The 23,750-nt window shown below is 49.4% G+C and carries 14 protein-coding genes; 7 read left to right on the plus strand and 7 right to left on the minus strand.

The window, feature by feature from the left end; genetic code table 11:
• Positions 1-137: 137 nt before the first annotated feature.
• A complete protein-coding gene (locus EFB08_RS07260) occupies positions 138-1,937 on the minus strand; it encodes a mechanosensitive ion channel family protein (protein ID WP_227006247.1) in 1,800 nt (599 codons plus the stop codon).
• 1,010 nt (positions 1,938-2,947) lie between these two features.
• Between EFB08_RS07260 and EFB08_RS07265 the strand changes: the two genes are divergently transcribed.
• The 4 genes from EFB08_RS07265 to EFB08_RS07280 all read left to right on the plus strand — a co-directional run bounded on the left by EFB08_RS07265 (position 2,948) and on the right by EFB08_RS07280 (position 7,723).
• Positions 2,948-4,534, plus strand: coding sequence for a circularly permuted type 2 ATP-grasp protein (locus EFB08_RS07265; protein ID WP_123126269.1), 1,587 nt, complete (start codon positions 2,948-2,950; stop codon positions 4,532-4,534).
• A 165-nt stretch (positions 4,535-4,699) separates the two neighbouring features.
• A complete protein-coding gene (locus tag EFB08_RS07270) occupies positions 4,700-5,653 on the plus strand; it encodes an alpha-E domain-containing protein (protein WP_123126270.1) in 954 nt (317 codons plus the stop codon).
• A 22-nt stretch (positions 5,654-5,675) separates the two neighbouring features.
• On the plus strand, positions 5,676-6,581 hold the full coding sequence (locus EFB08_RS07275; RefSeq protein WP_123126271.1) for a transglutaminase-like domain-containing protein: 906 nt from the start codon (positions 5,676-5,678) through the stop codon (positions 6,579-6,581).
• Between the two features lie 65 nt (positions 6,582-6,646).
• Positions 6,647-7,723 (plus strand): zinc-binding metallopeptidase family protein, encoded by a 1,077-nt coding sequence (locus tag EFB08_RS07280; RefSeq protein ID WP_123126272.1) that lies wholly within the window; start codon positions 6,647-6,649, stop codon positions 7,721-7,723.
• A 553-nt stretch (positions 7,724-8,276) separates the two neighbouring features.
• On the opposite strand, the gene EFB08_RS07285 is transcribed toward EFB08_RS07280, so the two are convergent.
• The 3 genes from EFB08_RS07285 to EFB08_RS07295 form a co-directional block, all read right to left on the minus strand.
• A complete protein-coding gene (locus EFB08_RS07285; RefSeq protein WP_123126273.1) occupies positions 8,277-9,377 on the minus strand; it encodes an SGNH/GDSL hydrolase family protein in 1,101 nt (366 codons plus the stop codon).
• A 417-nt stretch (positions 9,378-9,794) separates the two neighbouring features.
• A complete protein-coding gene (locus tag EFB08_RS07290; protein WP_125077675.1) occupies positions 9,795-11,675 on the minus strand; it encodes a hypothetical protein in 1,881 nt (626 codons plus the stop codon).
• 577 nt (positions 11,676-12,252) lie between these two features.
• Positions 12,253-13,677 carry a hypothetical protein gene (locus EFB08_RS07295; RefSeq protein WP_123126275.1) on the minus strand — a complete coding sequence of 475 codons (1,425 nt, stop codon included), beginning with the start codon at positions 13,675-13,677 and terminating at the stop codon, positions 12,253-12,255.
• 589 nt (positions 13,678-14,266) lie between these two features.
• Between EFB08_RS07295 and hrpB the strand changes: the two genes are divergently transcribed.
• A complete protein-coding gene (hrpB, locus tag EFB08_RS07300) occupies positions 14,267-16,705 on the plus strand; it encodes an ATP-dependent helicase HrpB (protein WP_123126276.1) in 2,439 nt (812 codons plus the stop codon).
• 398 nt (positions 16,706-17,103) lie between these two features.
• Complete coding sequence (locus EFB08_RS07305; RefSeq protein WP_123126277.1) at positions 17,104-17,538, plus strand: hypothetical protein; 435 nt, start codon at positions 17,104-17,106, stop codon at positions 17,536-17,538.
• A gap of 74 nt (positions 17,539-17,612) precedes the next feature.
• Here the strand turns inward: EFB08_RS07305 and EFB08_RS07310 are convergent, their stop codons facing one another.
• Both EFB08_RS07310 and EFB08_RS07315 read right to left on the minus strand, forming a co-directional pair.
• Positions 17,613-18,965 (minus strand): vanadium-dependent haloperoxidase, encoded by a 1,353-nt coding sequence (locus tag EFB08_RS07310; protein ID WP_123126278.1) that lies wholly within the window; start codon positions 18,963-18,965, stop codon positions 17,613-17,615.
• Positions 18,965-22,318: a VCBS repeat-containing protein gene (locus tag EFB08_RS07315; RefSeq protein ID WP_123126279.1), complete on the minus strand. Its 3,354-nt coding sequence runs from the start codon at positions 22,316-22,318 to the stop codon at positions 18,965-18,967. Before EFB08_RS07315 ends, EFB08_RS07310 begins: the two co-directional genes overlap by 1 nt.
• A 561-nt stretch (positions 22,319-22,879) precedes the next feature.
• Here EFB08_RS07315 and EFB08_RS23685 point away from each other — a divergent pair.
• Positions 22,880-23,278: a hypothetical protein gene (locus tag EFB08_RS23685; RefSeq protein WP_193553963.1), complete on the plus strand. Its 399-nt coding sequence runs from the start codon at positions 22,880-22,882 to the stop codon at positions 23,276-23,278.
• 196 nt (positions 23,279-23,474) lie between these two features.
• Here EFB08_RS23685 and EFB08_RS23320 read toward each other — a convergent pair whose 3' ends face one another.
• Positions 23,475-23,687, minus strand: coding sequence for a hypothetical protein (locus EFB08_RS23320; RefSeq protein WP_125077676.1), 213 nt, complete (start codon positions 23,685-23,687; stop codon positions 23,475-23,477).
• Between the last annotated feature and the right edge of the window lie 63 nt (positions 23,688-23,750).

Below are 23,750 nucleotides of genomic sequence, written 5' to 3' on the forward strand. Positions count from 1 at the left end.
AGGCACCGTTGCAAAAGGGCTATTCAAGGCAGCCACAAGTTTCGGTTTGCCTCACCCTTACAGCTTGAAAAGCAAAATGCGTTTAGGGACTGTTTTTTGAAAAACTACCCCTAACCGCATTTTGCTTTTATCAGCCCCTAAGCTCCCTTTTCTTTGTACGGTATGGTGTTGCGCAGGCTTTCAATGCGCTCCGGGCTAAACCGGGGCAACGGAAGGTCATCGGCGTCGCGCCACTGTTTTACTTTCCCAACGGTGGCCTGGGTTTTCTCTTCGGACAGGCCGGAGTCTCGACCCATTAAGATGGTTTGGGTTGGGTAGGCAAAGCCGGTTCCGCTGGCGTCAATCACATCCATCATGCGCAGCAGCAGGTCTTCCTGAATCTCCAGGAACTCATTGTAGTCGGCGGTCATCACGTACGAGAATACCTCCAGGTTATACGAAGAGGCCCCGATGCCCACAAACCGCACCCTTGCTGATTCTGGGTCAATCTTGGGGTGGGCGTAGAGAATGCTCCGAAGCTCTACCAACAGAAACCGAATCTGGTCAGGGCTGGAATCGGCGCGTATGCCGAAGGTAGGGTGAAACCACACGCGGTCACGGTGGGCAAAGTTCTCAATGCGCTGCGAGGAAAAATCACCGTTGGGGATGGTCACCACGGTGCGGTCGTTCGTCCGGAGGCGGGTGGAGCGCATGCCAATGGATTCCACGGTACCCGTGGTGTCGCCCACCTTGCAGAAGTCCCCTACCCTGATGGGCTGGTCGGCGATGAGTGTCACGCTACCCACAAAGTTCTCCACGGTTTTCTGGGCGCCCAATGCCAACGCGATACCACCAATCCCCAGGGCGGCCAAACCGGTCGTCACATCAAAGCCCAGCGTACCCAAAAACGCAATCACCCCGAAGACGATGATCCCGATTTTTGCCCCCCGGCGCAGAAACAGCACTGCTGACAAAGCTGCCTGGTTCCGTTTGCGTAACAGTCTCCGTTGCAGATACTGAGACATAACCTCTATCAGGCGCCATAGCAAAAGCAAAAACACCATCAGGCCAATGAGCACCGTTAACTGACTGAACTGCTGGCGTACAATGATGGAGATGCCTACGCGCTGGGTTGTGGCAATGAACAGCCACAAAGCCAGGTACAACTGCAAAGGCAAGGTAAACGCATGGATGATGCCCGTGATGTGTTCCTCGCGGGCTCTGCGCCAGAAAAGCTTAATCAGAAACACCACCAACCGAATCACTACCCAGGAACCGGTATAGGCCAGGCCTGCAATCATGAGCAGGAACACCCATTGCCCCACGGGTACGCCGTTCCACTTGGTGTCCACGGCAAACTCAGGCATTACTTTATCTGCGAGGGGCTTTTTGGTATCCTCAATGACCTCGGGTATGCGCTGCACCGTTTGGGAAGAGAAAAGCCAGACGGGGCCGCCTTCTGCGTCTTCCAGCTTCTCCAGAAACAAGTCAAACTCTTCGCCGTTGACGGTCGCATCGCCTACCCGGTCAAGGTTAGGGCCCAGGTTGTCATCGGTGCGTCCCTCGTAGGTGTCATTGATTAACGAATACGGAATAATGTCTCCGCTCTGGTCAAGCAGGCGTTGCAAAGCGTGGGCCAGCTTGGCACCGTTCTGCTTCCGGTCCAGGGTGCTGTCCAGGTTCAGGTAAAGGGCTGCTCTTTCATAATTCTCATCGGCAATGGAATTTATGAAGCCCTGTACTGTCCCGCGCGGCGTGCGCCGGCCTAAAGTGTCCAGAGGCCAGTCTGGAGTCACCACCGCCGCAGCGGCTGAGTCTACTGTCTGTTCCTGGGCGTATCCCGGCAAAGCCTGGAGGGTCATTCCCAGCAGCAACAGGTAAAACAAGGGGCTTCGGCCCGAAATCTTATTTCTAAAAAAGGAAAGGAAGTGGTTGATAAAAGGCATTGGGTGGGTCATAAATGGCTTCTGTGGAAAATAGAAAACAGAGGCATGAGAAAGCTTCCTCACTCCCTTTGGCGTGCATATAAGCACCAGGATTGGGGCTGCTTTTAGCTCATTTTCTTTAAAAACGTGCCGAAAGCCTGGGGGTTATACTTCTGTGTTAAAGTTGCCTTCTTTAGAACCCGCTGTAAACCCGCTTTTGAATGGCAGCTTCTCTTGCCCCTTCAAGGTCAGAATTGATGATCGTTCTGCTACTCTCCCCAAGTCATTTCCTGGGCTTATCTCCTTACAGCCTGTCTTTTAGCAACTCTGCTACCCAAGGCGGAATCCCCCTTTGAAGAGGCCAAAGGCGATGTTTACACCTGTTGATCTAGGCGCTATTGTTTTGTAGGGGCAATCTCTTGTGGTTGCCCTAAACAGGAGTTGCGCTTTTGCCCCTGCGGGAAAGCCAACGGTTCCTGTAACGACCTGGTCATCCCCCTACCCCCTTCAAAGGGGACATTCGGCTTCTGGGTTCCTCAAGATTCCTGGGTTAACTCTTGGGTTAATGTTAATCCATTTAGTAGTAAAAAAATTCCTATGGGAGAAATCCTTAGAGGTAAATCCAACTTTGAAACCCAATGTTTTTCCGGCATCTACAGGAGGGAATTACCACGTCATGACCTGGATTCATTCTTTCCCTCTGCGGAAAGTACGTTAGGGCCTTTAGATTAATACTGATTTTCATCAATTGGCCTTCTTTATAGGGTTTGGCGGCAAACTTTGCCCCATCCTTTTCCCGTAAGGGGCAGTTTAGAAAGGTACAGGTCGGGCGGCAACTCCTCCTGATTTCCCAACCTTCTCAAGGCAGTTTTGCTGGGCGAAGCAGGACAGACACAGAGATTTGAGGCAGAATGCGGCAGTACATCTTCGGGGCTTTGCCCCTCATTTCGTGAAAACAGGCGCAAATCAGGACTTAACAAATTCCGGGTTTGCCTATTGGACAGATTACCTCTTACTACTTTAACGTATTTAGACCTACAGATATGGATGCAGCTGTGCGCCAGAACCAGAGCAGTGGAATTTTGGAGAATTACCAGATTCTCCCACAGTTTTTAGATGAAGTATTTAAGGCTCCGGGCCAGGTACACCCGCATTACCAGGCCGTGTATCAGCAGTTTCTGGAGTTTTCAAAAGAGGATTTCAAAGAACTGAACGAGCACGCCAAGATGTCGTTCTTCAACCAGGGCATCACCTTTTCGGTGTACACAGACAAGGCCAAGGGCGTAGAACGCATTTTCCCTTTTGACCTGTTCCCCCGCATTATACCCGCCGCCGAGTGGGCCCGCCTGGAGGAAGGCATTGTGCAGCGGTGCGTGGCTCTGAACCTGTTCATGCAGGACATCTACGGTCCGCAGCACATCCTCAAAGACAAGGTAGTACCCGCCGAGCTGATTTTCTCCTCCAAGAACTACCTCAAGGCCATGCTGGATTTCAAACCCATTGGCGGCATCTACAACCACATCTCCGGCACTGACCTTATCAAGCACTCAGACGGGAAGTACTACGTGCTGGAGGACAACCTGCGGTGCCCGTCGGGCATCAGCTACGTGCTCTCTAACCGCGTGACCATGAAACGGACGCTGTTCCAGATATTCCGGCAGTTCAATGTGAGCACCGTGCAGGAGTATCCGCAGGAACTGCTGGCTACTATGCAGAGTGTCGCGCCCAAAGGCATTGATGCGCCCACCTGCGTGGTGCTTACCCCGGGCGTGTACAACTCGGCGTACTTTGAGCATGCGTTCCTGGCGCTCACCATGGGCGTGCCGCTGGTGGAAGGCCGCGACCTGTACGTAGAGAAGAACTTCGTGTACATGAAGACTATCAACGGCCCCAGACGGGTAGACGTGGTGTACCGCCGCCTGGACGATGACTTCCTGGACCCAATGGCCTTCAAGCCGGATTCCATGCTGGGCGTTCCCGGAATTATGGCTGCTTACAAAAAAGGCAACGTAAACCTGATTAACGCGCCCGGCACCGGCTTCGCCGATGACAAAGCGGTCTACACCTACGTGCCCGACATTATCCGGTACTACCTGCAGCAGGAGCCCATCCTCAACAACGTGCACACCTACCGCTGCGAGAAAGACGATGATTTCAAATACGTGCTGGAGAACATGGCCAACCTGGTCATTAAACCCGTGGATGAAAGCGGCGGTTACGGCATCCTCATCGGGAACAAGGCTACAAAGGAGGAACTAAGCGAGTTCAAAGCCCTGGTAACCGAAAACCGGCGCAAGTACATCGCGCAGCCTATCATGAACCTATCTATGCACGCCACCTTCATTGAAGGCGAAGACCAGTTTGAACCCCGCCACGTGGATTTAAGAACGTTCACGCTTTTGGGCAAAGATCGGCAATTCGTGCTCAAAGGAGGTCTCTCCCGCGTGGCCCTCAAAAAAGGCAGCCTCATTGTGAACTCCTCGCAGGGCGGTGGCTCTAAAGACACCTGGGTAATGGCGGAAGACGGCTCCGGCATGTCGATGGAACAGAACAGTTCCATGGAACAAAGCATGACCATGAACGGAGAAACCATGACCATGGGCCCTCAAGGAATGTCCATCGGGACTTAAGGCTCCATGGGCAAGCCTTGGGGGACTAAAAGTGATGTAGGCATTTTGATCGGCTAAAGCAGGTCATTCCCCTACCTTCTTCAAAGGGGAACCACCAAATAAAGTAAACAAAACCAACAACCTCCTGACTCAGAACTCAGGATTCAAGACTCAGAACTATAAAATATGCTTTCACGAATTGGAAACAGCTTGTTTTGGATGGGACGCTACATTGAGCGGGCCGAGCACATTGCCCGGTATACCCGAGTGCAGTATGTCTCCTCAGTAGATGCGCCGCTTGGCCCGCACCGCGATTTGATTCTGGAGTCTATCCTGAACATGGCGGGCAGCAAAGACGCGTATTTTGGGGTACATGAAAAGCTGGAAGACGACAAAGTCATAGATTTTATTTCCATCTCAGAAGCCAACCAGTTCTCTATTCTCAGCTACATAGGCCGCATCAGGGAAAACGCCCGCGGCTCCCGCGACAACATCTCCATTGAGTTATGGGAGGCCATCAACCGGTTTTACCACAAGGTAAATGAGCTGATGACCTCAGAAATGGCTTCGGAAGAGATTGAGTTCTTCTCCCGCAGAATTGAGGAGAACAGTTATATCACCAAAGGGTACATTGAAAACACCCTGCTTCACAACGATGTCTGGATGCTCATCTCACTGGGCATGCACCTGGAGCGCGCCATACAGGTTATCAGAATCCTGCAAACCAAGCTGGAAGACATTGAAAAATTAGAGTTCCTGAAGCAGGGAAGCGCCCTGGAGAACTATCAATGGAGTACCACCCTCAAGAGCACAGAGGCCTTTGACATGTTCATGCGCTGCCATAAAACCAGCCCTACCCGGTCGCACGTGATAGATTTTTTGCTTTTTGATACCCAGTTTCCTAAGTCTGTTGCGTATAGCATGGAGTGGATTAAGAAATGCATTGAAGGAATCTCTTTTCAGCAGGAAGAAAGCCGGAAAGAATCATTGGAGTTTATGGCCGGAAAACTGGCCTGCCGTTTCCAGTACCTCACCATTGATGAGGTAGAGGACAGGGCTTCCAAGTTCCTGGAGAGGACCTTAGGTGATATCTATGAGATTGCCAATCTACTAGACGTTAAATATTTAAAGTACCATTGATGCCAGTTTTGGCCTTTCATCTATGAAAACAGAATACGAGGTGGTGTACCGTACCCACAACACGTATGAGGAAAATGTGAGGGAGGCCTTCTTTTCTTTCCTGATTCTTCCCTGCCAGAATGAAAATCAGGTAGTGCGGAACGTTGCGTGGAGCAACTCGCTGGAGGCCGAGACCTTTCAGCACACCAATCCTTTTGGTTTTGAGGTCATCAACCTGCACTCGGTAGAGCCTTTCAGCGCGTTTGAATTCCAGATGCGGGCCATTGTGGAGAAGAGTTGGACACCGTTCCCGTTGGAGGGCCTTTTACCTCTTGAGGAAGAGCAACGCCTGCTGCATGACCATTTGTTTTACCTGGAGAACCACCAGTACCTGGGTTTCGGGCATTATACCAACATCAAAGAGATGTACCGAAGCAAACTATTGATGCGAAGCCCGGAGCAAGGGGTGTATGACTACTTGCAGAAGCTGAACAACTTCATCAATGACCTGCTGGAATTTGACCCCGTGCCCACCCACGTGTGCACATCGGCGAACGAGGTACTCAAACTTGGCCGAGGCGTTTGCCAGGACTACACCCATTTGTTTATTGGTATTGCCCGCCTGAACAAGATTCCGTGCCGGTATGTATCTGGGTATTTGAATCAGGGCCTGGAACTGGAGGGATCTGCGGTGATGCATGCCTGGGCTGAGGCCTTTATTCCAGGGTTTGGGTGGCAAGGTTTTGACCCAACAAACAACCTGCTGGCTGATGTCCATTACATAAAAGCGGCCCATGGGTCAGATTACGCAGACTGCAGTCCCTTGAAAGGCACCCTCAAAACCAACGGAAAACAAAAAACCAGTTACGGTGTAAGCGTCCATCCCCTTCAGGAAGCAGAACAACCCCAACAGCAGCAAATGCAAACCCAATCAAGCCTGCAGGTGTAAACCTTGCATAGCCTACTAGATAAGTGGCTAGTGTATGCTAACCTACAGTAAACATAATTTTTAAAATGAGAACATTTCATTGCAGTTGCGGCAACAAGTTATTCTTCGAGAATTCTTTCTGTGTGTCCTGCAACAGAGAAGTTGGCTGGTGCCCGGTTTGTAAGGGCATTCACGCCATGGAGCTAGACGGCAAAGGCGGCTATACCTGCACCAATAAAGAATGCCAGGCCCATGTAGTGAAATGCTACAACTATTCTACTTACAACGTGTGCAACCGCATGGTGGAAACCTCGCCCGATGTTCCTCATAATTTCAATAACCTCTGCGGTTACTGCCAACTCACCGAAACCATCCCCGATTTATCTGTGGAAGGAAACGCCCAGAAATGGTATGACCTGGAGGTAGCCAAACGCCGGCTGCTTTACCTCCTGGATGAACTAGGGCTGCCCTACGGCTCCAAATCCTCCAACTTTGAACTGCCCCTCTCCTTTGACTTCAAAGAAGACGTGGAGGCCTCGCCGGTATTAGGGTGGATTGGGCTGGAAAAAGGCGAAAAAGTGTTTACCGGCCACGCCGATGGCAAAATAACCATCAACCTCAGCGAAGCAGACCCGGTAGAGCGCGAGAAACTGCGCGTATCTTTCGGGGAGACGCACCGGACGCTTGTCGGCCATTTCCGGCACGAGGTAGGGCATTATTATTGGCAGCTGTTGGTGCAGGACAAAGACGAAGAAGCCTATAAAGCCGTCTTCGGGGACCATGAGAATCCCTCCTACTCCGATGCCATGGACCAGTATTACAAAAACGGCCCTAAAGCCAATTGGCGGAACAGCTACATCAGCGCCTATGCCACCATGCACTCTTGGGAAGACTTCGCCGAAACCTGGGGAACCTACCTGGACATGATGGCTGTCCTGGACACCGCCGACAACCAGGACCTGCTGAAACTTCCCAAGGATGACCTGGTAGATACCCAACTAGAGGAAATGCTCATCCGTTACGCCGATCTAAGCTTACGCGTAAACGAAGTGAACCGCTCCCTCGGCCTCCCCGACCTTCTTCCAGAAACCTTCTCGGAACCGGTAGTCGGCAAGCTGAGCTACATTCATCGCCTTATTCAGAAAAACCGGAAGCAAATCTAGGTGTCTCTTTTAAGTATAATGTATTCCTTTTTAATTTAGGCCTTAAAAGCAAGGATACGTTTAGAGGCTGTTTAGAACAAAACAGCCTCTAAACGTATCCTTGCTTTTAAGGAAAACTCCAGTTTGCCTTTCCCCTTACATGCGCCCACTTACTATGCCTAACTATGCCGCAAGTTTGCAACTTGTGGCTTTTATGTGGCCAGTTTGCAACTGGCGCCATTTGCAAACTGGCAATTACTCCAACTCCAAGTTACCGTTTCACTCAAACTTGAAGTATTATCTTTGCCACTTGTCTTTAAGAAACTCATAAGCCTTAAGATGAACATCCCGCTGGCGCGAGCTGGAAACTCGCGCCAGCGACTTTCAAAGGTAAGAGGCCTGTTTTGGCTCTGTTTTCTTCAAAACAGAGCCAAAACAGGCCTCTTACCTTTGAAACTTAATCTGTAGGAACCTGAGAAGTGAAGACCTATAACAATTATCTGCTTTGCCTCCAACTTACTTGTTGAAGCAACATGGAATCTCGTATTCCTAGCCAAAAGGAATGGTTCTCTGCTTACAGCAATCCTTTGAAGAAAGGCTCCAGTTCAGTTGCCATTATGCCGTGCTCGGCAACGCTGGGGTGACCGGTGCAGCCACTTGCCTGCATGGGTTTGAAGAAGTGCATCGCTACGGGCTTGGAACCGGGATAGGCGGCATCAATCTGTTTCTTTACCGCCGAGAGGCAGTTTTCCAGGGTCTGTTTTTTAGGGCCATTCATCATGGGGCTGCTCAGCAACGCGATCTGGGCCTGCGGGTATTTTGATTTTACGTTCTTCACGAAGGCGGTATAAGCGGTCACGAAACGGGCACTGTCAAACGGAAGCCTTGGGGTTTTTCCATCGCCGTCGCTGAAATCATTGGTACCTAAGGCAATACTTACGATCTGTGGGGTGAACTTCCCGAAGTCCCAGTTCTGGGTTGTTTTAGCCTGGAAATCTACTTTCTCATAGACCTCTGGCAGAGCTGGTCCGGTGCTGTTCCAGTTGCGGTAGGCTCCGTATCCGCTTACGCTGCTTAAGATAAAGTTGGCATTCACTGATCGGGCAACCCGAGGTCCATAGGCTTGGTAGGCATTGTGCTGGTCGTGGTATTCGCCGGTACCGCAGGGTACGTCGGAAGGATCGGCGGCGGCTCCGCAGGTGATACTGTTCCCGATAAACTCAATCAAGGGGGCTGTCTTTCTTTTGAGGGAAGTTACTTTGGGGGCGGAAATCTTTTGGAGAATCAAAGAGCCTGAATGGGCTTCGGTGGTTTTGTAGAGCCAGACCGTATGCTTGCCGGCCGGTGCAGAAATCAAAACGGTATCCTGTTGACCAGACACCCGCACCCTTTTTTGGTACACTCCGTCTAGTTCATACTGCAGGTAACTGTGGGCTCCGGCGTAAGGGGCTGAGGCAATCACCTGGGCTTGGGCTCCTTCAAAGCTAAATCCAACGTGGGCACCTGAGGAAATCAACTCCAGGTTCTGGGCATCGTTCACCAAAAATCTTCCCAAGGGCTGTAAAGCGGTGGCTGGTAACTCGTCTGATAACTGCCCTGAGGGGTTTTTAAGAGAGGTACAGCCTACATACAGGGCACAAAGGGCTACAGCCAGGTGTCGGTATTTAATGGTCATAGAGGTTGCATAGAAATAGAACCTACAAGAATAAAGATATTCTGGTGGGTTTCCATGCTAACTCTACGGAGTAAGTTTAATAATTGGCAGGGAAGACCATGCTCTTGGACTGGTTTTCTGAATGCTCCGGATATTCAACTTTGCGAATAGGTTATTCCTATCAACGTACTTCCACCCCAGGCATTAAATATGGCAAGGAATAACAAAAGGATATGAAGGAGCACCATGCTGCTAAAAGAGGGCTTTACGAAGGAGCTTCATAGAACAAAAACCCATTTGTTGCCTAGTTCATTTTTAGGCTTCTTTTAGGAAAACAGGCATAAAAGAGGTTTTTTATAAAACTAGAAACGCCGTCATCAGGCCTCCTGATGACGGCGTTTCTAGTTTTATAAAAAAGTTACTTCAACTATTTACGACCTAGTAATAACCACCATGACCGTAATCATCGTCATCGTCGTCATGGTCATCTTTGTCATCGCAGTGGCCTGGTCCTATTTCTCCTTCATTGTACGAACCTAGCACCTCAGCCCAGTATCTAAGCTGTGCCCTGGTGGCTGTGTTGTATGGAGACCAGATGGTGTTTTTGTAATTGTGGCCATGCTTAGCTGAGAAATAGGCGGTAGCTTTGGCAAATACGGCATCCACCTCAGGAGTAGAAGAGGCTTGCGTCATGTTCAGTTTGGCAGCAATGTATTGGTGCGCCAACTGGATATACGCATTTCCACCTTTAGGCGGGGTTTTCAAAAGTTGCAGGTAAGTCAGACGGCTTCCGTAGAAGATGTCATCATGCAAGCTGCCCCAGTGTGGATCACGTTTTTTACCAACCGCATGGTTTTTCCAGTAACCTTGGGTGTAGGTACAACCATATTCTCTTGGTTTTTTAGGAGGGCAGTTGAAGACGATGTTGTCCACTCCTCCAGATCCTACAGTAGCACTGCTTGAACCAAAGAACACGGCCATTTTAACTACGCCATTGGTTCCGCCAAGATCTACGATCTGCTTCCCGTTGTCACCGCTTACCTGGAACATCACGGTTTTCAGAACTTGATCTTTGTAACCATACAGCACCACTTTTCCACCGGCTTCAGGCGCGTCTACATCCATCACAGTAATGGAGGTAAGGCTTACATGACCATACCGGGAGAAATCAAACAAGATTTTTCCGCCGGTATTGCTGTCATACGCATTGAGTGGATTGGTAGTGCGGTTGATGATTAACAAACTACCCAAGGCTGTGTTGTTCACAAACGGTCCAGAGGCACCGCCCTCTCCAACGCCGCCACCGCCAAAGTTTTGGTGCGGAGTCAGCAAGTCATCAATCTGGTTAACATCTGGAATTGGGGTAGGCTGACCAGAATTGAACACGTTCGCCACATTCGTGGTGTTGTAAGTGTTAGGAGCTTCTTTCCGGTAGGCTTTCACATAGATAGGTGTCCAGGATTGGTTGCTGGTTACATAAGAGATAAAGCCATCTGCTCCTCTCTTATATCTGGTAAAGTCTACTATTTCACATTTAGATTTAGGCAGGCAGTTGAAGACGATGTCATCTATAGCACCAGAACCGGTTAAGGTGCCTCCGGCTCCCAGGAACACTTCCATTCTCACTACCCCGGCAGTATTGCCCAGATTCACAACCTGCTTCCCATTGTCACCGCTTACTTGCAGGTTCACGGTTTTAAGAACGGTGTTCCCTAGTCCGTATAACACTACTTTTCCACCGGCTTCAAAATCATCCACGTCCAATACGGTGATAGATTTCATAGAAACCGTTCCGTAATTAGAGAAGTCAAACTCAAATTTACCGCCTTGCTCATAATCATAAGCGGCGCTTGCGTTTGAGGTACGGTTAATAATCAAGGTTTTGCCTAAGGAGGTGTTGTTGGCAAATGGGCTGCCAATTCCACCGCCTTCCCCTACACCGCCCCCGCCGAAGTCTTCGTTCGGGGTTAGAATGTCATCAATCCTATTTGGGTCAGGAACAGGAGTAGGTTGGTTAGAATTGAAGATGTTGGCCAAACTTACTGCGCTGTAAGTATTGGCAGCAGTCCTTTGATAGGCCCTCACATAAATGGGAGCAGCTGCTTTGTCACTTGTAACAGCATTCACAAAGCCGTCTGAACCTCTGGTAAAATTATCAAAGGTTACCGTTTCACAGCTTTCATAATAACCGTATCCGCTGTCTTTACTGACACTGCCAGACAATTCTGGTTTCGCCAGTTCTTCCTCCTCTGGGTTACACCCAAATAACACAGTAGCCGCAGCAATAAACATGCTGATTTTGAATAAATTTGTTCTCATAATAGCTTACTGTTTTGGTTAAAAGATTGATTAAAGAATTAATGTTTTGAATATAATGTATAAATATTCTCAAAGTCAAAGGATTCGTCTAAAATCAACGTCAATCCTCTAAAAATCAGTATTTTATACATCACAATCAGGCTAAATTGTTTCGTTTCAAACCTCCAAAACATAGTCTATATCGATATATTTGGCCAAAATACTTATTATTAAGTAGTACCTATGTAGGTATTGATACCCCTCCAATTACCAAGCTATTGCTTCTAATTTATTGCTATTACAATACCTGTCACTACATTGTTTTATATTCATTTAATTGTCTTTATTACTCTTATAACTGGTTAAATAAGCCATCCAATTTTAATCAAGAGGTAACCGGAGGTCTAAACCCGTTTTATGGAAAACAGAAACGCCGTTGTCAGAGATTCTGACAACGGCGTTTCTGAAATACTTACCTGGGCGGTGAAGCCAGCTAAATTTCGTTTGATACGGGCTTTTAGAGGAGTTTCAATAAAACGCTCTTAAAGCATCAACTAATTAAAGTATAGCCTACTCCACTTAGGTTTGGAAAAACGGATTACATGCTTGGCACACAGTTGAACATGATGTTGTCAATGGCTCCTGAACCAGAGAAGGTACCGTTTGGCGAGATGCCGTTTGGTCCTAAGATGATTTCCATTCTGGCAACGCCGGTGGTTCCACCCAAATCAACCATCTGCTTGCCGTTGTTACCACTCACTTTCATCATTACTTCTTTGATCACCTTAGAAGTAGCATCATACAGCACCACTTTGGTTCCGGCTTCATAATCATCCACATCCAGAATAGTTAAGGAGCTCAGGCTAACGGTACCATAGGCTTTGAAGTCAAATACAATTTTACCACCCAGGTTATTATCATAAGCCTTGGATGCATCAGCGGTTCTGTTCACGATCAGGGTGTTGCCTAGTGGAGTATTGTTCACGTAAGCTCCGGCTGCACCACCGTCACCTACTCCGCCGCCACCAAAGTTCTGGTGAGGAGTAAGAATATCGGTTACCTGGTTTCCGATAGAAGTAGGTTGGGCAGAGTTAAAGATGTTAGCTGCGTTTACCTTGCTGTACACGTTGGTAGCAGTTCTTCTAAAGGCACTTACCAAAATTGGGGTAGAAGCCTGATCACTGGTTACGGAGTTCACAAAGCCGTCTTGGCCTCTGTTGAATCTGGTAAAGGTGATGGTCTCACAAGGAGGCTTTGGTGCGCAGTTAAAGGTAATGTCATCAATAGCACCAGAACCTACCAATTGGCCGCTTGTGCCCAAGGTAACAACCATTTTCACTACGCCTGGAGTACCACCTAAATTCACTATCTGCTTCCCGTTGTTGCCGCTCACAGCCAGGTTCACAGTTTTCAAAACTTTACCGGTGATGTCACGCAGTTCTACTTTTCCGCCTTGCTCATAAGAGTCCACATCCAGTACCGTAATTGAGTTCATGGTTACTGATCCGTAGCCAGAAAAGTCAAAGTACAATTTCCCGCCGTTGTTGCTGTCATAGGCAGGGGTTGGGCTATCTGTGCGGTTGACAATCAGCACGTTGCCTAGAGCGGTGTCGTTGGCGTAGGTTTTTCCTTTACGGCCGCCGTCTCCTACTCCCCAGCCACCAAAGTCTTTGTGCGGGGTTAAAATATCATCTACCTCATTGCCCAAGGGGCCAGACTGCCCTGAATCAAAGATGTTGGCCGAATTTTTAGGCGAAAACGTGAAAGCCGCGGTTTTTCGGTTAGCCGTTACCAGAATGGGGGTCGTTGCTTGATCACTCATGACAGCGGTCACGAAGCCATCTGCTCCCCTGATTACTTTGTTTGTGTTAAAGGAAATGGTTTCACAACCTTCCATCATGGGGTTTGCGTCTGATCTGCCCAAGACATCTGGTTGGATTACTTCTTCTGCTTCCGGATTACACCCGAAGACCATGGCCGTAGCAGCAATCAACATGCTGCTTTTCAGTAATTTTGCTTTCATAATAAAATTGAGGGTTAATAAGTGATTAGGATATTGATTGGTTTATATTATTAATAATTTCAGTGCTATTTATAAATTATTTTATAATAATTCTAGAAACACCAACATTATTTTTTTCTACAGTTTCTATGTATCTACCAGTATCACCTCTCTACCGCTTTTATCTCCTGATTATCAGAAGCATACCTTTCTTCTTTTTTTACCTTGGTAGAAAAAAGTATTCGTCCTTTTCTGCTAGGCTTATCGAAATTTAACTTTTGCATATAAGGAATGGGAAAGGTCAAGGCATCTTCTACACCCTCTTCTTTTCAGAAGGGCTCATTAAAAGCAACTTAGGTGTGTTGAGGTAGGGGAGCAGGGGTAACTACTGGCTGTATAAGCAGAAGTTAAGAAGGGTTAGGGGAAGGTTTAGGAATGATTTATTGATCTAGCAAAAGGGTTTATTTATGTTAAATACTATTTTTTATGGATTTATCACAAGTACGAAGATAACCAGAAGTAGGTTTCTAACCAATTCAAATTCCTGTAACTTTGTAAATGGGCTTCACCGAAAGTAGCTCTTACTCTTATATATATACTCTACGACTGCTTGTCCTTCAATCCATTTACCATAGACTTACCCGTTCGGGAGATTATTCCTGCCGTTCGTGAACACCTTGCCGCCCAGAACACATTGATTGTGAACGCACCTCCAGGAGCAGGCAAGAGTACCCTTTTGCCGTTGGCCCTCTTAGACGAGGCTTGGCTTAAGGGGCAGAAAATCATCATGCTGGAACCACGCAGGCTGGCGGCCCGCACCATTGCTGAACGGTTAGCACAGCTACTGGGCGAAGAGGTGGGCCAAACTGTAGGCTACCGGATCCGGTTTGAGAACCGCATCTCAGAGAAGACCCGTCTAGAGGTAGTCACCGAGGGCATTCTTACCCGCATGCTCCACTCAGACAACGCGCTCAAAGGCGTAGGCCTGGTCATTTTTGACGAGTTCCATGAGCGGAGTATCCATGCCGACGTGGCCATGGCCCTCTCCCGCGAAGCTCAGGCCACCCAGCGACCCGATCTGCGAATTATGGTTATGAGCGCCACGCTTAACATGCCCCAGCTCACCCGCCTGCTCAACGCCCCCGCCGTGCAGAGCGAAGGCCGGCAATACCCCATAGACGTGCAGTACGCCGGCGAAACCGATGCCCACCTGCTGCATGAAATGACAGACCGGGCCATCCGGAAAGCCTTGCTGGAAAAGAAAGGCGATGTGTTGGTATTTCTCCCCGGCGAACAGGACATCAGAAAAGTAGAGGCCCTGCTCAGGAGAGGCTTGCGCGATATTGCCATTCATCCGCTGTACGGCATGTTACCTTCGGGAAAACAGTACGCCGCTATTATGCCAGACCGCAACGGTAAACGGAAAGTGGTGCTGGCTACCTCAATTGCGGAGACCAGCCTCACCATTGAAGGGGTGACTGTAGTCATTGACACCGGTTTTGCCAAAACCCAACGCTTTGATCCCGGCACCGGCCTAAGTCGGCTGGAAACGGTGCGCATCTCCAAGGACGCCGCCGACCAACGCGCCGGAAGGGCGGGCCGTTTAGGACCCGGCACCTGTTACCGCCTCTGGACCGAAGCCCTGCATGCCCGCCTGGCTCCGCACCGCACCCCTGAGATCCAGGAAGCGGACCTAGCCCCCTTGGTGCTGGACATGGCCGCTTGGGGCGTCATAGACATCCGGCAGTTGACCTGGCTCACGCCACCTCCTAAAGCCGCCCTGCTGCACGCCCAGGAAACCTTGCACCAACTCAACGCTCTGGAAAACGGCCGCATTACCGCGCATGGCCGCAAGATGCATGCCCTGCCTACGCACCCGCGCCTGGCCCACATGCTGTTGGCAGCACAGGAGACAAGTCAACTCGCCCTGGCTACTGACATTGCCGCCCTGCTGGAAGAGCGTGATCCCTTACCCCGAGAAGCCGGTATTGACCTGAACCTTCGGATTGAAGCCCTGCGCCGCTTCCGGAAAGAGCAGATGCACCAAAAGCGCTTCTCTAAGATAGACAAGATAGCTGCCAGTTATCGCAGAATGTTCCAAATAGAGGCCGAAAACACCGTGGTAGACCCTTACGAGACTGGTTTGTTGCTAGCCAATTGCTATCCAGAACGCATAGCCTACGCTCGCCCCGGCAACAATGCCCAGTTCCAGCTGGCGAACGGTAAATACGCCTCGGCCGGTCACCGCGATGATCTGGCGCATGACCCATGGCTGGCCATTGCACACCTGCACGCCGGGGGCGAGGGACCAGGACGTATTTTCCTGGCCTCGCCGCTTAACCCAAAAGACCTCGCTCCCTTGGTGAAACAGAAAGACGTAGTCACCTGGGACCCCGAGGAAGGCGAACTCACCGCTTCCCGCGACATGCGCATCGGGAACATCGTGCTTCAAAGCAAGCCTCTACCCGAGCCTGATGAGCGGTTTCTGCTTCCTGCCATTTGCGACGCCATCAAACGAGAGGGCGAGCAATGGCTGAACTTTTCTGAACCCGTCAAGCAGTTCCAGAACCGGGTGCTTAGTCTGCGTAAGTGGCACCCCACCGAAGGCTTCCCTGATCTCAGCACCCCTACCCTGCTACTCACCTGTAACGAGTGGTTGGCCTATCACCTCGAGAATGTAGAAATTGGTCAGGATCTACTCGACATTGACCTGCTACCCCTTTTGCAAGGGATGCTGAACCATGAGCAGCGGCAACGCTTAGAGGAACTAGCTCCCGCCACTTTGGTGCTGCCTGACGGCCACGAAATGGAACTCGCCTACCCTGGCAACGGACAACCGCCCCTTCTTGAAATCAGGCTGCAAGATGTACTGGACTGGGAAAACAACCCCACCGTTGATGCCGGTGACGTGGCCGTAACTTTACACCTGCTCACGCCAGACTTAAAACCGTTAAAGGTAGCCCCCAGTTTACACCAGTTCTGGCAGGAGGAATACCCAAGGTTAAAGCCCAGGTTAGTTAAGACGTTCCCGAGGGTGAATTGGCGCTAACTTAGCTGTGAGAACCCAGCTTTTGGTGATGCAAGGTTTCGCAGTAAGTAAAATGGACTTTTATTTCTCGTAGAAAGTAAAGCTTCCATTCTATTAATCCCCGTTTTCGGCCTGTTTATAATAAAATAGGTCGAAAACGGGGATTAGACTTTCCTGCCAAAGCGCTTGTCGTTACTTATCAGAAAAAAGTAGAAAGACTCTTTAATAGAGGAGTAGAATTTCACGAAGCCCTTTTCAGAATTAACTTTCCGTTGCTACAAAGACGATAGCGAAACACATCAAACGAAACAGTGACTTCCAAGAGGAAAGGCCTGCTCTGGCAAAAGTGATGCCTGGCCCTTGCCTAATCAGCAACAAAAGATTGTCTATATTTACCCCTGCAACTAATTAAAGAAACAATGTATACAGGACTACAGCACGCGCACTCTGGTTTAGCGTATCTGGTGCTTTTAGGCGTAGCGATCTCCCTGATCTCTGCCTTGGCCGGATTATTCGGGGGGAAAACCTTTACTGATGGAAACCGGAAACTAAGCCTTCTTGGCTTGATCCCTACGCACCTTCAATGGGTAATTGGGTTGATTTTGTATTTCGTCTCGCCGCTCGGGATTTCCAATGCCTCCGGGGCTGCCATGAAAGACGCCACTTCCCGCCTGTATTTCCTGGAACACCCTTTGATGATGGTCCTGGCCGTTGTCCTGATCACCATTGGGTACTCTAAAGCAAAACGCCAGATTGGCACTAACCGCGGGTTCAAAACCATCGCTATTTTCTACGGACTGGGCTTAGTCCTGATCTTGAGCCGCATTCCATGGAGCGCCTGGTTTGGTAACTAAAACCATAAGCTTCTTAAAAGAAAAGCCGCTCCTTTTATAGAAGGAGCGGCTTTTCTTTTAACCCTATTTATTAACTAGTTCTTCGGTACCGAGGCCATTACCTGAGGAGAACCTTCAACCTTCTTTAGGATCCACTCTCCCACTTCTAATCCTTGTTTCCGCCCGTTGTCAATGGCATCCATGAAATGGATTCCCCCATAAAAGCGGGACAAGCCAGCTTCAATGGCTGCTTCCTGGAACGAGTTGAATTTGCGGGCAGGCAAGCCGAAACGCTCTTCCACTGTATCTATGTATTCAAATTTATCCCCGAAGTAGTGACTCAAGATTACCGCCGATGCCGCAGAGATGGTGGAGTGTCCGCTCAGGTACTCGGGGAAAGGCGGGGTTTGGAGCAGTGGGCGGTAGTCTGGGTCAATGTACTTGCGAATGGCCGTTTCCGGGCGGATGCGGTTGCTCCGGAACTTTTCGTCCCAGCAGGAGATAAACCCGTCCATGAGCGCAACAGAAACCAGCGCATGTACCTTCATGGCTTTGGAGAAATCGGTTTTGGCTTGTTTACAGGCAATGCCCGTGATGCCTAACCAATGCGCGCCTGGGGAAATCTTTTTCAAACCAGCCTGCAGGTGACCGTTGTCTTGCAGGGCGAAGGGGTTACAGTCCCAGAAAAAGGCTGTTTCTAAATGCTCCTTGGGCAAGTTCCGGCTTGCCTCATAGTTCTCCAACATCATTTTGTAAAACGCAGACGACTTTTCTTTGGAGAAAGCGACAGGAGGAGCGGGTTTGAACTGCGTGCAGGTATCCAGGGTGAACGACCGAACCGTGCTGAAATACGGTTCTACCGGGGCAAAATAGGCAGGCGGCGTGGGGTACCAGTTCCCCTCCCCTTCTAGGGGCGTGTACCTGGGGAAGTTACTGATGCGGTTGTATTTGTCTGCTTTGGCGTAGGCCAGGATCTCTTTACTTACAGCTTTGGCGTAGGTTAAAGAGGAAGTGATAACTTCCTCGGCCAAGCCTTCGTGCCGACAGGAATCCAGAAACCGAACTTCCAGGGAATCCATTAAGGCGCCGGAGGGTTGCATCTTTTTAGCGGTTTCCATCATAGCCAGTACCGCACTTAATTGGGTGGAGTAGCCTTTAAGGTTTTCGGGTTTGGCAACCTTCGGATACTTCTTCAGAATGCCGTGCATGCTCTGATAGCTGCTGTCATTCTGCGAAACTACTTCATAGCCCGCTAAAGTGGCATAAGAGAAAAAACGGGAAGCCAGCGGCGGATTGGTGACATCGTTCACCATGATGTCGGTCATCTTGTGGATGACCTGGCTGATTTGCACCGTGCTGAATTCCAGATTCTGTTTTTTCTTTTGGCTTGAAGAGGTACATCCCCAAAGGCCTACCCAAACCAAAAACACAAGTAAAAACTTTCTCATTACTGTAGACTATAAGCCTTTACAGGCATCTGATTCACGCCAAACAAAACAGTGTTCTTCAGCGGCAATATACTGCGGACATCGCCCATCACCTTGAACCCCGATTTCTGCTGCGGCACACAGGTAAAGTTTCCTTTGCCATCGTTTTGCAGTAAAAGGCCATAATTCGCATCGGCTTTCCCGAAACGCAGGCGGGCTTTGTTGATGTTTCCACCTAAAAGCAAGTCCGGGGCTCCGTCACGGTTATAATCCAGGGAAGCCATCGCCAGCACCGGCGAGTATTGCGCCTCTACCGGCAACTTCATCTCCTTGAACTTACCGTTCGCACCTCCTTGAAAATAAGCAGTTTGCAGATAATTGCAAGACAATCGGCCGGCTCCCTTAAGTTCCTCAGGGGTAAAGATGGTCTCCAGTGTGGCATTGGCATAGCTGTTGTAATCCTGGAAACGCGTGCGCATCATGCTCACCTGGTCCAGCAACTCATCACGGGTGACGTAGGGGAAACTTTTGCCCTGCATGTAAAAGCACAGGATGGGGTCTACCGCGCCGTTGTCATCGAAGTCTTTGAACACCATTTGGGCGGGTTGCTTTTCTGTGGCTTTGCACTGGGTGTTGAGGCCCTGGTTCCCGAGGATGAGGTCGGGGCGATTATCTTGGTTGAAATCCCCGATGAAGATTTTATTCCACCATCCGCTGTAATTCTTGGCAAAGAAGGCGCTGGTGTTTTCATTGAGTTTTCCGTTTTTCAGGCTGAAAACAGAAACGGGAATCCACTCGCCCACAACAATCAATTCAGGTTTGCGGTCGCCGTTCAGGTCATGCCAGGCGGCATCGGTGACCATGCCGATGTTCTGGAGCTTTGGGGCTATTTCTGCGGTTTTGTCGGTAAACTGGCCTTTGCCGTTGTTGAGCAGCAAGTAGCTTCTGGGAGTTTCGGGGTACCGGCCCGGAATCACACGGCCGCCTACAAACAAGTCCAGGAAGCCATCGCCGTTGAGGTCCGAAGCCCGGGCGCAGCTTTTGCTTGTCAGCATTGCGGGCAGGGCATTCGGGCTTTTGGTGAAATTGCCTTTGCCATCATTCAGGTACAGGCGGTCTTGCAGGGCGGCATCCTCGGGCAAGAAGTTGTGGTACCCGCCGCTGACCACGTAAAGGTCCAGGGCTTTGTCGTTGTTTGCATCAAAGAACAAGGCATCCACGTCTTCGCTGTTCTTATCGGCTGCGAAGGCTGGGGTTTGTTTTAGGGCAAATTTCCCGTTTTTGGCCTGTAAATAGATGGCACCGGCCTGGCCGACGGCTCCACCGGCGAAAAGGTCTTCCAGCCCATCGCCGTTCACATCGCCTTTCACCAGGCAAGGCCCAGAGAAAGACATAGGATTGATCATGAGGGGCTGACGCTTGAAGTCGTTCAGCTTGGTTTTCTGATGGGCAAACGTGACCGGTGCGGCGGTTTCCTTGAAGTAAGGTTTACCGTTGCTGGGCGCTACGTAGGTAGATGTGGCATTCTTTTCATCCACGGTGAGCACCTGGTTTGCTTTCACGTTTCGCAACACCTGCTGCTTTCCGCCGGTCCAGACCACCCGAACAGAATCAATTGCCTGGTTACTACCCAACCCGAAATGCAGCACTGGGGAAACGGTGGATTGGTACCCTCGGGAGGTCATCTGCTCTTGGTATTGCTGCTGGCCCTGGTGGTAGAGCGTGATCTTGGCGCCCAAGCCATCGGTGTTTTTGCCCGAGCCCGCTAGTTTCACTTGCAGGTAGTGGTGCTTTGATTGCTTATCGGACTGGTTCTGGTACACAAAGGCGGGTTGGTTCACGTTGTTGGCTACCAGGTCCAGGTCGCCGTCGTTGTCCAGGTCTGCGTAGGCGGCTCCGTTGCTGTTTGAGGGCTGGTCAAAACCCCAATTCTGGCTTTGGTTACTGAACTGCAGGTTGCCCGTGTTCTGGAACATGTAATTGTTCACGTTAGAAGCCGGCATTTTAGACAACAGGTTCATCACACTTTGGGGCGTGACTTTTCCGCGCAGGTACTGGAAATAGGCGCTTCGGTACTTGATGAAATCCATGTTGGTGAAATCGCGCAGGAAGCCGTTGCTCACGAAGAGGTCTTTCAGCCCATCGTTGTCATAATCGGCTAACAAAGGAGCCCAGCTCCAGTCTGTGTTAGAAATGCCGCTCAATTGGCCCACCTCGCTGAAGGTTCCGTTGCCGTTATTCACCTGCAGCATGTTGCGCATGTACTGGTGGTTGAAACCCGCGCGCACGATCATGTCAAAGTACTCGTAGTTGTCAGGCCCGAATAAGAGTTTCTGGCGCTTGTTGTCTTCGGGCAGCATGTCCAGGCTGATGATATCCAGCAGACCGTCGTTGTTGATGTCAGCGATGTCGTTGCCCATGGAATAAATAGAAGTGTGCTGAATGCTAGCCTTGGACTGATCTGTGAAGTTGCCGTTTTTGTTGTTGATCAGCAGAAAATCGGGGGCAGAATAGTCGTTGGAGACATAAAGATCTGGCCAGCCATCCTGGTTGATATCTGCCACGCCGGCACCTAGCCCGTAGGAGAACGCTGATTTATGCAGGCCGGCCTTGTCAGATACATCATTGAATACGCCGTTATTGTTCTGATACAGCTTGGCCTGCATGTTGCGTTCCGGCTTTTTCAGAATCTCTTGGATGGTGACATCGTCCAGGTTGTTGAACTGCCGGGGATTGTGGTTGAGCAGGAACATGTCCAGGTCATGGTCACGATCGTAGTCAAAAAAGGCGGCGTGGGTACTGTACGACGAATCAGCGAGGCCCATTTCCCGGGCTTTGTCTATGAAGGTAGGTACTCCGTTTTTACCCGGGCCTTGGTTGATGAACAGTTGGTTTGTTCGGGCACTACCCGGCATGTTGCCAGAATAGCACTGATAAATATCGGGCAGACCGTCTCCGTTCACATCGGCGATGGTTGTGCCGGTTTTCCAAGTGTTAGGGTTCCCTCCCACCCCAGCGGCGGAAGTCACGTCCTCGAACTGCATCTGGCCTTTGTTCAGGTACAACTTATTGGGAACCAGGTTTCCCGAGAAATAAAGGTCTTGCAGGCCGTCTTTGTTCACGTCTCCAATGGCTACTCCTCCCCCGTTATAAAAATACTGGTACGAGATGATGTTGGCGAAAGGGGTTTCGGTTAGGGTATTGTTGAAGCTGATGTTGGTTTTCTCAGGAGCGAGCAGGGTAAACAGCTTGGGTTGATTTGGAGCGTCAGCAGCCAAAGTTGTTTCCTGGTCTGAGGTCTTCTTCTGACAACCAAAAGCACCCAGCACTACCAAGGCTAATCCCCAAAGGGAAGTACGATGAAACAAATACATGTATGATTATTAAAAAGACTATAATAATACAAAAACATATTCAGTTCTCCCACCGTTGATTTCTGCTTCTTTTATAGATTAGGCAAGGGTACTTCTTAAAACTAAGCTTCTCCTAAAATTCTATGCTCGCTTCTGCTTCTTCCTTTAAGGAACTTCTAAGTATTTTAACCTTATGTAAAGCAACAATAGCCACTTTCTGTAAATTACAGGCAGTTTTCTAATAAGTTAAATCAATCATTGGTAGATAGGTTTGAGGAGAATAAATTTATTCAGTTTCAGAGCAGTTTTCCTCAAAGAAGTTCTAAAGCACCCTTGCGGCCCTAGTGATTCGTTAAACCTTACTCCTTGTTTGGAGAAGAAAAGCTGCCTCCAGCAACAATCCTGTAGGAGCTGGTGCATTAAAATAACTCCACTTTCCGATTCATTCTTATCGCTGGGAGGTTTTTTCTGGAAAATGGTTTAAACGGGGAATATCCTGCTCCTTTGAATGATTTATTACAGGCAAGAAGGCATCTTTCAACTGGAATAGCCGTACCTAAAACCTCATAAACCTTTAAAACTATGGAAGATAATCAAGAAACAAAAGCCCTTACTGACCTCATCCAGAATCCGCAGGAAATCTCTAACATCATCAACAATCCGGCTGATAACGGTATGAAGTTCTACCAGTCGCTGCGCAACAAAGACAAACAGTACGTTGCCTTCGCCGCCGGACTGGGACTTATTGCCTATGGCTTTTTCCTGGGCAGATCAAGCAAAAAGGCAACTGCCGGGTACACTGGCTCAGGTAAAAAAAACAAAGGTAACAAAGGAGGTCAGTACCAAGATGGCACACAAGCCAGCTTAGACCAAGGAACCGTAAGTGGTTCTGGCGCCGGTTACGGCGGAAGCGGCCAAGCCGACAACGACTACAACGGTGGAGGCTATAATGGTGGCGATTTCAATCAAAACCAAGGCTAGGCAAATCATGTCAATCTTTTAAAGGGGTGCGGGTCAACGACTCGCACCTTTTTTATGCCCCTTTTTTGAAAAACAAGGCTAAAGGAGTAGCCTGTTCTTATCATGAATAAGATTGGCACTCTTCCTGTTTCTGCATCTCTTTTGGAAAAAGGCCTAAAAGCGTCCATTAACCTTTCAACTCTTAGAATGGAAAGCTTTACATCATGCTTAGAAGTCCTCCAGTAAACCAAGTACTTTTAAGATTCTTCTCTCCTTGCCCTATTTGATATTCTAAAGATTCACAAGGAGCCATAAAGCCTAAGGCGGCAATGTTCATACCCTTGAAAACCTTTATCCATCCAAAAACACATTGATCTAACCTTAAATCTATAAATGGAGATGTTCCACTAAGGTATAAAAGTGATTTCAATGGTTACTTTTGCAAGAAGAACTTATTCTTAAATGAATTGGGTAGTAAACCCAACAGAATATG

Origin of the sequence: Rufibacter latericius (assembly GCF_003721515.1) — a bacterium.
GTDB classification, from domain to species: Bacteria; Bacteroidota; Bacteroidia; order Cytophagales; family Hymenobacteraceae; genus Nibribacter; species Nibribacter latericius.